Below are 9,133 nucleotides of genomic sequence, written 5' to 3' on the forward strand. Positions count from 1 at the left end.
TATTTATCTAAAATTGTCACAAATATAAAACAAGGGGTCGTTTTGATTTCACTTTTCTTTAAAGCGCTGAATCGTAACCGCTTTAAAACGTTTCTCATTTACCTAAGCATTACCGTTGCAATTACGGCGATTTTTATGATCACTTCGATTTCACGGGGTATCATCGGCATGTACTCCACGATGCTCAAAACCGAGGGCGACATCATCGTCACGCAAGCTAAAATCGCCGATACCTTTTTCAGCGATGTGAACGCGTCTCTTGCCGACACCATCAAAACGATTGCAGGGGTGAAAGAGGTTTACGCGATCATTCTAGGGGCAAGTCCTATCAATGACCTTCCCATCGCTGCAATTTACGGGGTGAGTGAAAACCGCTTTAAAACCTATGCGCTCACGGAGGGTGCTTACCCAAAAAAAGGCGAAGTCATTTTAGGTAAAAACATCAACGCACGCCTGCATGCACCCAAATCTATCTCCATTTCAAATAAAACATTTACTGTTTCAGGCATCTTTGAAAACGGTGTTGGCTTTGAAGATGGTGGGGCGGTTTTAAACCGTTGGGATGCCAGTGCCATTTTCAACAAAGACGCGTCTATCTTGCTTGTCAGCATCAAGCGAGACACGAATGTGGAGAAGCTGATAGAGCATATCAACGCGCTTACCCCAGACATCGAAGCGAAAACCACCCATGAATTTGTGGACAATTACAATCAGTTTAAGATCATCGAAACCTCTTCCAATGTCATTAGTGCAGTGGCGTTTTTGATGGGACTGCTTGGCATTGCGAGCCTCATCAGCATTACGATTAACGAACGTCGCAGTGAGTTTGGCATTTTAAGAGCCATCGGTAAGTCATCTCATTTCATCATAACGATGGTCGTGGGTGAGACGTTTATCATCACCTGCGTTGGCTTTCTCTCGGCTCTTCTTTTCTCCAAAGCACTTCTGTTTATGATCGCGCACATTGAGAAGTTTCAAGGCTATGTGAACGGTGAGCTTAGCTTCGAGACGATTGTCACTGTCTTTGGTTTCTCCCTTTTTATGGCGCTTTTAGGCGCACTGCTTCCAGCCTATAGCGCTTCAAAGATCGATCCGATCATCCTGATTCAAAGGGGTGCATTATGATACTCGAAGCACGTGGCATTACGCACTACTACAAACACGATCTTGCCTTAGACAACGTTGATTTTACAGCAAAAAAAGGTGAGTTTATCGCCATTGTTGGAGAAAGTGGCGGTGGTAAATCAACCCTGCTTTCCATTCTCTCCTCACTGCTTCGTCCTACCCTTGGCGAACTCTTCTTTGAAGGCAAAGCCTACGCACAGATTACAGACATCGACGCATTTCGTCAAAAAGAGATTGGGTTTATCTTCCAGTTTCACTACCTCATCGGGTATTTAACGGTTTTGGAAAACATTAAACTTGCCGCTATTGACAAAAAAAGCCCCTACATCGACACGCTTTTTGAGCAATGTGGTATCGAAGCGATTAAAGGCAAATACCCCGATGAGATTTCGGGTGGTCAACGCCAACGTGCCGCCATCGTGCGTGCCCTTGTTAACACACCCAAAATCATCTTCGCCGATGAGCCCACAGGCAACTTAGACTCACACAATTCGCAAAATATCTATGAGCTATTCAAATCGCTCTCCCAAAGTGGCACGACCCTTATCATCGCGACACATGACCGAAATGTATCGCAGTATGCAGACAAAATTATCGAGGTAACCGATGGAAAAATTCTCTAGTTTTATACAAAAAGCCTTTGCGATAGGCTCACTTTTTTTAGTCCTTGGCTTAGCCTTTGGATTTGAGTATTCGCTCAACCTTTTGGGCTACTTTCTGCCCTCTTCCACGCTCTCAGCGGTCAATGCTAGAAGTGCGCATGTCTCGTTGATGCTTTATGGTTTTGTACCGTTGATGCTCTCGTTTTTGCCGTTTGTTTTGATGGAAAAAGAGAATGTCCACAGTGAAAAAGGGCTTGAAAAGCTCAAAATCTACTTTACCCTTTGGTGCATCTTTTTGGTCTTTATGACTATCAGCCTTCTTTTAGGCGTGCATCGAGGTCTGGTCTTTTACGACTTTGCATATGAGCTCAACTTCATTCTTGCCTTTTCGGGTGTTTTTTACATCTTGGCACTCTATGACTACATTAAAGTCTACAAGGTCATTCCGTTGTGGATCAAAGTCTCGTTATACCTTGTCATCGCCTCACCCATAGCGCTTTTGGTGCTTATGAATCCTGTCATCGGGCAAGTGGAAAAGACCATTCAAGGACCGCATGGAGACAATACTTTGGGTATGAGTTTTACCCTGATTCCTCTTTTTTACTTGCTCATTAAACTGCATGCTAAAGAGACGTTTGTGGCAAAATACCACGCGATGTGGATTATTCCCTTAGTTGGCTACATTGCTTCGGTTGCGCACCGCATTTTTATCGGTGATCTTAGCTACAACCAAGAGTGGTTTTTTCAGTACCTAACGCTTTGTTTTGTGCCTTTGCTTATCAAATGGCTGAGAGATGCGAACATTACGTTTAAAAACAACCCATTTTTGACCATCTCAGTCTACTCGTTTTTATTTGTGGACATAGAGGGAAACATCTTGTTTATCCCTTCCATTCGCTGGTTATTTCACCGCAATGACCTCGTTGTAGCGCATGCACATATTGCTATGGGTGTGGGTATCTTTTTTATGGCAATGGCAGTCGTTTCGCCCTACCTTAAAAAGCTCAACCAACACTCGTTTAGCATTTTTTACACACTTGGTTTTACGCTGATGCTGATCGCACTTTCCATAGCAGGCATGATGGAAGCGGGCTTTTTGCAAGCAGACATTTATCTTTTGTGGACGATTCGAATGCTCTGCGGTCTCTTTATCATCCTTGTCACCATTGGCTTTTTCTACCCAGAGTTTGGACTGAATGTTGAGAAACTAGACGCTCTTAGACTCTATCATCTCACAGGCTTTCTCTCCGACGCACTGGGTGGCATCTTTTTATTTGCCTTTGCCGCGACGCTCTATCCCCTTTTAGGCTTTGGCTTTGAAGGCAAGTACGAGTATGTCGTCTTTGCGTTTATGATAACGACTGGCATTTTGCATCTTTTTGGTTTAACACAACCACCCTACGCGCTCATTCTCGCCAAAATAAGCGCGTTCAACCGTATCGCCGTTTCTGCGATATTTTTATCACTTTATCTTTCCCATCAGTTGGGCATTGAAGCGATGCTGATCGCCGTGTATGACCTTGTTTTTGCTTCCATTTACGTTATGTTTGCATCCCAATTACAAAGGAGACTGTATGTTTAATGCCCTTTTTACTCTCTTTGTTGCGAGTGAGTTTTGCTACTACTTGCTCATCGCACAAACAGGGATTATTGAAGTGTTTCACTCCGACATCCAAGCCTTCTTTACCCTTCCGCTCGGTGGAATTTTAGGAAGTTTGCTGGTGTACCGTTCGTTTGGCTGGCTCAATACCGACCAGAAAAAAATCATCTTTTTTGTGGGGCTTCAAGCGCTCTGTTCACTCTTTTACCCTTCGTTAAATTTGGTGGTTTTAGGTGCTCTTGGCGTCAGTTTGGGTATGAGCGCACCGCTTTTGATTAAATTTACCAAAGGTCGCTACACCGAAATTGCCATAGCGCTTGGCATTACTTATGCACTGGCTACGGCTCTTTTTACGTATGAGCCTATTTTACGGGGCAATCTTGCTATTGCGCTCTCACTCATTGCGTTTACATGTAGCTTTTTTATTCACCGTTTGCCAGATCTTGACGTCGAAATTGCGCCTGAGCGTTTGAGCATTTACGCGGTTTTATCGATGTCTATTTGGGCGTATTTGGATTCTAACCTGTTTGAAACACTCTCACGCACGAGCGACATCTCCATCTGGCGAGCGGAGACATGGCACATCATTTTAGTCTTTCACTTGGTAGGAATGGGCTCAGCCTATTTGCTTCGTGACACGCTAAAGGAGCATCACTCCTTTATCATCGCGTTTTTGTTTGCACTCAGTTACATGCTCTACGCGGCGCGCGAAGCGGTGCTGTTAAGTATGATCTATCCGTTTGTGATCTCGTACTACAACTTTGTTATTCTTAAACGTCTTTCAAAGTTTGGCAATTTACGATTTCTTGGGGTCATCATGGTGTTTACCGGTTGGATCGCAGGCGGTGGCGGGCTCCTTAGCGCGCTTGGCGGCTACACCTATGTTGGTGTTATCTTTATTTGTGTGCTTTTGTGCGCCGAAATCTATAACTTTCTATATCAAACTTCTCAAAAAAGGATCAACAATGTTTACTAAAATCGCCTTTTCACTGCTTTGCGCTTCACTGCTTTGCGGTAGCATGTATGCCAAAGAGCTCCGTTTTAAAGAGGGCACCATTGGCGCTCAAACGGAAATTTTAGGAGACAGCAATATCAACCCAAAAAGCTCTCAAGTTGAGGCAAAACTCAGTATGGACGATGCCATAGAATCCCTTAAAGGCGACATTTCACTCGATCTTTTAAATTTTAAGAGTGAAAATGAAAAACGCGATGAGCACATGTATGAGGCTTTACATGTAAAAGAACATCCAAGCACGGTTTTTAAACTCAAAGAGGTCAGTAAAGAATCAGATGGCTACCACCTTATCGGTATTCTCACGCTCAATAAACAGACCAAAGAGATCAATACTAAAGCCGACATAACCGACCAAGACGATCTTTTAAAACTCAAAGGCGGTTTTAGCATCAAGATGAGTGAGTTTGGCATCGAGCCTCCAACCCTTCTTTTTTTAAGCGTGCGTGATGAAGTTGTCATCTCTTATGACCTGACTTTGGCGAAAAATTAAGAGGCAAAAGGATGTTTGAAAAAGCGTATACACGGCTGAATTTTAAACGTCTTAGGGTTGGCATCACAAACCTACCCTCCTCGTTTGAAAATTTTACGATGGTGCATCTGAGCGATTTACATGTAAACGCTAAAACGCCCTTGCCTGCGCTTGAACATTTGGTTGCAAAACTGGGCGAACTGGACATCGACATGGTCGCACTCACAGGCGATCTGTTCGATGCCAATCCAGCACGCATACGCGCCCAACTTGAACGTCTCAGTCACATCAAACACCCTGTCTATTTTGTGAGCGGCAACCACGATCTTTTGTTTACATGTAAAGAGTTAGCGCGTGAGATTGAGATGCTGGGATTTACCTTTTTAGACAACCGCATTATCACTCTCAAACGTGGTGATGAAGCGCTCCAACTGGTTGGTCTCAGCGATGCGTTTAGCCGCTATTTTGGCATCAAACGAGACCCAAAGAAGCTGTTTAGTGAGCTGGATGCAAAGATTCCTTCCATCTTACTCGCCCATCAGCCAAAAGATATTCGTTTGACGCACGCTTTCCCCATCGACTTACAACTAAGCGGGCATACGCACGGCGGACAAATTTACCCGTTTGGGTACATCGTGAGGCTTTTTCAACCCTACCTTCACGGTTTACATGTAAAGAATCGTACGCAGATTTTTGTTACCACAGGGTATGGCAGTTGGGGGTTTGATTTTCGTTTTAAAGCACCCAGCGAAGTCGTTATTATTCGACTTATAAAGGCAGAGCATGCCGATTAAAGTGAAGTTGCTGTTGTGGTATTTATTGATTCAGAGCCTTATTTTAGCCGGTTTCAATTACGCGCTTTACATCAATGTCGAGCACAATCTTCGCGAAAATATTTCAGGCGTCATTCAAACGCATGAGGCGATCGAGCACTTTTTAAACACGGTGTGGCTGTTGAGCCCTTTTAGCATTGTGCTTTCAAGTTTTGGCGGATATTTTTTGATCGGTCGGTATTTTAAACCGCTTAAAGCGATGCTTCACAACATGCAAACAATCAACGCGAAAGAACTTTCTCAGCGCATCGTAACGCACGAAAACGACGATGAGATCAACCGACTCGCCACCGCGTTTAACGCGATGCTAGAGCGATTGGAGTATTCATTTACCGCGATTAAAGCGTTTAATACCCAAGCCTCCCACGAGCTTAGAACACCCCTGACCATTATGAGAGGAGAGATCGAAATAGCCTTGAGAAGAGAACGTTCCAATGAAGAATACCGTCGTATCTTAGAAGTGCAACTCGAAGAGATCCAAGCCCTGCAAACCCTCATCGAAAATCTACTCTCTTTAGCCGAAGGCAACACCAGCCTGAGCCATAAATACTTTTCAAAAATGCACCCGCCGTTTTCGATTTGAAAACCCGCTTTTAAACATCAAAGGCGTACATCAAACACGAGTAGCGGTTTGAGTTATGTAAATAGACGAAGACGTTAGCGATATAGTTGTTTAAATACAAATCTTGTGTCGGTCTGAGAATCGTTAAAAGAACAGATAACGTCTTAAGAGCGAGTTTAAATACAAATCTTGTGTCGGTCTGAGTACTTCACCATCAATGAGTACCAACGCGGAGAGTAGTTTAAATACAAATCTTGTGTCGGTCTGAGGAAATGCATCTTTTCACGCACGAATTTTTCAAACCCGTTTAAATACAAATCTTGTGTCGGTCTGAGGCACATTAAACTGGGCGATACCTATAGCTTTTTGAGTTTAAATACAAATCTTGTGTCGGTCTGAGCCCGATATGATTAGGGTCGATGAGCAGTTAAAGACGTTTAAATACAAATCTTGTGTCGGTCTGAGCTCATCTGCTTTTTGGTTTGCATCGTCAATATGACCTGTTTAAATACAAATCTTGTGTCGGTCTGAGCTATGCGAGTAGCTTGTTTTATATCCTTTATAGAAGTTTAAATACAAATCTTGTGTCGGTCTGAGCTTCCCTCAACCATTAATGACGCTATGAATCGCATGTTTAAATACAAATCTTGTGTCGGTCTGAGTAATCCTGAACTTTCTCCTTATGTTTTTGATACTTTGTTTAAATACAAATCTTGTGTCGGTCTGAGGTGCCCAATGCCAAAGAGACAAAAAACCCTAACGAGTTTAAATACAAATCTTGTGTCGGTCTGAGTCAGTTCGTTTTACTTTTTCGCTCATTGTAGCAAATGTTTAAATACAAATCTTGTGTCGGTCTGAGGTTGATAAGTATTTAAAAGAAAAGTGTATTTTTAAGTTTAAATACAAATCTTGTGTCGGTCTGAGGATTTTGAGTTACTTTAGCTCTATGGGTGTGCCCGTTTAAATACAAATCTTATGTCGGTCTGAGAGGCGTTTTGCTTGGCTTTGCTTGCGCCTGCATCGCTGTTTAAATACAAATCTTGTGTCGGTCTGAGAGCCGATTTTAAAATTATTGCCGACGAACTTATTAAGTTTAAATACAAATCTTGTGTCGGTCTGAGGGCGTTTCTGATGCTTTTCTTTTTCCAAGCAAAGCAGTTTAAATACAAATCTTGTGTCGGTCTGAGTTAAGGAACTTCAACCTTTTTTAGCTTCTCTTTATCCGTTTAAATACAAATCTTGTGTCGGTCTGAGTAGTTCATCATTTACAAACATAACTGTATGTTGTGTGTTTAAATACAAATCTTGTGTCGGTCTGAGGTTATCCAAGAAGTTGACGACCAAACCGTGCTTTTGTTTAAATACAAATCTTGTGTCGGTCTGAGATTACCATCAGAACTGTTATTGTCAGTAGGAGTAGTGTTTAAATACAAATCTTGTGTCGGTCTGAGTTATCCCGTTTTGATAAATTTCCGCACCGCTTAAGTTGTTTAAATACAAATCTTTGTCGGTCTGAGCACTGGTCGTTGTATTGATTGTGCTTCGTTTTCTTCGTTTAAATACAAATCTTGTGTCGGTCTGAGTGGGGCGTAAACCATCCGTCAGGCTTAACGCCCGGTTTAAATACAAATCTTGTGTCGGTCTGAGCTGCGATTAGCTCAAATTTTTCAATTCTGCCTATTGGTTTAAATACAAATCTTGTGTCGGTCTGAGCTATTTCGTCCACCCTAATGACTTTATCCCCCCCTTAGTTTAAATACAAATCTTGTGTCGGTCTGAGTGCCATTATTCCATCCCATCAAACAAGCTTTTACCGTGTTTAAATACAAATCTTGTGTCGGTCTGAGTATCTAATTCATTTTTAGATTTTGTTGGGTATATGTTTAAATACAAATCTTGTGTCGGTCTGAGTTATTGAAGCCAAAGAAGCAGAATTAAAGGCTGCGTTTAAATACAAATCTTGTGTCGGTCTGAGGTAAACAATAGATTTAACACTCACGAAAGCAAGAAGTTTAAATACAAATCTTGTGTCGGTCTGAGAATGCCCTCTCAATACGTTTTTTTGAAAGATAGTCGGTTTAAATACAAATCTTGTGTCGGTCTGAGGAGCCAATAGAAAAACAGCTTACAAAATCAAATATGTTTAAATACAAATCTTGTGTCGGTCTGAGAGGCGGGGCTGAGTTGCTAAGAAGCGGTGTATTGCTGTTTAAATACAAATCTTGTGTCGGTCTGAGCGTTTTGAGCGATGGATAAGATAAACCCTCATCGTTGTTTAAATACAAATCTTGTGTCGGTCTGAGTGGCGACGGAAACGGCAATTATTACGAGCCAACTCCGTTTAAATACAAATCTTGTGTCGGTCTGAGAAAAAATAAACGGATTGTACATTGTTAGAGTTGGGTTTAAATACAAATCTTGTGTCGGTCTGAGCTTGATTTGGCTAAAATATGCATCATAAAATGCTGATGTTTAAATACAAATCTTGTGTCGGTCTGAGCTTTTGCTTGTAAGTCGCTATCAATTAAATCACCCTCGTTTAAATACAAATCTTGTGTCGGTCTGAGCTGCAAGGCATGTTGATTCTCAAAACCGCCGCTTATGTTTAAATACAAATCTTGTGTCGGTCTGAGAAAAAGAACTAGCACATATTAAGCTAAGAAGAAAGTTTAAATACAAATCTTGTGTCGGTCTGAGTTTTAGGCATTTAAAATGATCGTTTTCATCGTTATGTTTAAATACAAATCTTGTGTCGGTCTGAGCAAAAGTTTTCCTATTGGGCGAACTTTTTAAATAGTTTACTCAACTTTCGCACATAAAACCAAGCTCTTTTTTAGTGTAAGCACCGATAATAGCAATAATCTGGCGTAATTCTTTATTCGTCTTGAGGTTATCACTGATATTGGCTATATTGGTGAGGATTTGTA

The 9,133-nt window shown here is 41.9% G+C and carries 7 protein-coding genes and 2 CRISPR repeat arrays; all 7 genes read left to right on the top strand.

Annotation, left to right across the window (positions count from 1 at the left end; genetic code table 11):
• Positions 1–42: 42 nt before the first annotated feature.
• From OA34_RS09575 to OA34_RS09605, 7 genes are read left to right on the top strand one after another with little or no spacing between them, the layout of a single operon-like run.
• A complete protein-coding gene (locus tag OA34_RS09575; protein WP_039674756.1) occupies positions 43–1,125 on the top strand; it encodes an ABC transporter permease in 1,083 nt (360 codons plus the stop codon).
• Positions 1,122–1,748, top strand: a complete 627-nt coding sequence (locus OA34_RS09580; RefSeq protein WP_286682965.1) for an ABC transporter ATP-binding protein — start codon at positions 1,122–1,124, stop codon at positions 1,746–1,748. The genes OA34_RS09575 and OA34_RS09580 overlap by 4 nt, the downstream gene beginning before the upstream one ends.
• Positions 1,732–3,309, top strand: coding sequence for a heme-copper oxidase family protein (locus OA34_RS09585; protein WP_039674757.1), 1,578 nt, complete (start codon positions 1,732–1,734; stop codon positions 3,307–3,309). The genes OA34_RS09580 and OA34_RS09585 overlap by 17 nt, the downstream gene beginning before the upstream one ends.
• Positions 3,302–4,303, top strand: coding sequence for a hypothetical protein (locus OA34_RS09590; protein WP_286682966.1), 1,002 nt, complete (start codon positions 3,302–3,304; stop codon positions 4,301–4,303). The genes OA34_RS09585 and OA34_RS09590 overlap by 8 nt, the downstream gene beginning before the upstream one ends.
• Positions 4,293–4,832: a YceI family protein gene (locus OA34_RS09595; RefSeq protein ID WP_286682967.1), complete on the top strand. Its 540-nt coding sequence runs from the start codon at positions 4,293–4,295 to the stop codon at positions 4,830–4,832. Before OA34_RS09590 ends, OA34_RS09595 begins: the two co-directional genes overlap by 11 nt.
• Before the next feature lie 11 nt (positions 4,833–4,843).
• Positions 4,844–5,605 (top strand): metallophosphoesterase, encoded by a 762-nt coding sequence (locus OA34_RS09600; protein ID WP_286682968.1) that lies wholly within the window; start codon positions 4,844–4,846, stop codon positions 5,603–5,605.
• On the top strand, positions 5,595–6,227 hold the full coding sequence (locus tag OA34_RS09605; protein WP_039674758.1) for a histidine kinase dimerization/phospho-acceptor domain-containing protein: 633 nt from the start codon (positions 5,595–5,597) through the stop codon (positions 6,225–6,227). The genes OA34_RS09600 and OA34_RS09605 overlap by 11 nt, the downstream gene beginning before the upstream one ends.
• A gap of 88 nt (positions 6,228–6,315) precedes the next feature.
• A CRISPR array of direct repeats spans positions 6,316–7,658; the repeat unit is 30 nt; unit sequence GTTTAAATACAAATCTTGTGTCGGTCTGAG.
• Positions 7,659–7,759: 101 nt separating this feature from the next.
• A CRISPR array of direct repeats spans positions 7,760–8,968; the repeat unit is 30 nt; unit sequence GTTTAAATACAAATCTTGTGTCGGTCTGAG.
• Positions 8,969–9,133: the final 165 nt, after the last annotated feature.

This window comes from Sulfurospirillum sp. MES (assembly GCF_000789415.1).
Classification (GTDB): Bacteria; Campylobacterota; Campylobacteria; order Campylobacterales; family Sulfurospirillaceae; genus Sulfurospirillum; species Sulfurospirillum cavolei.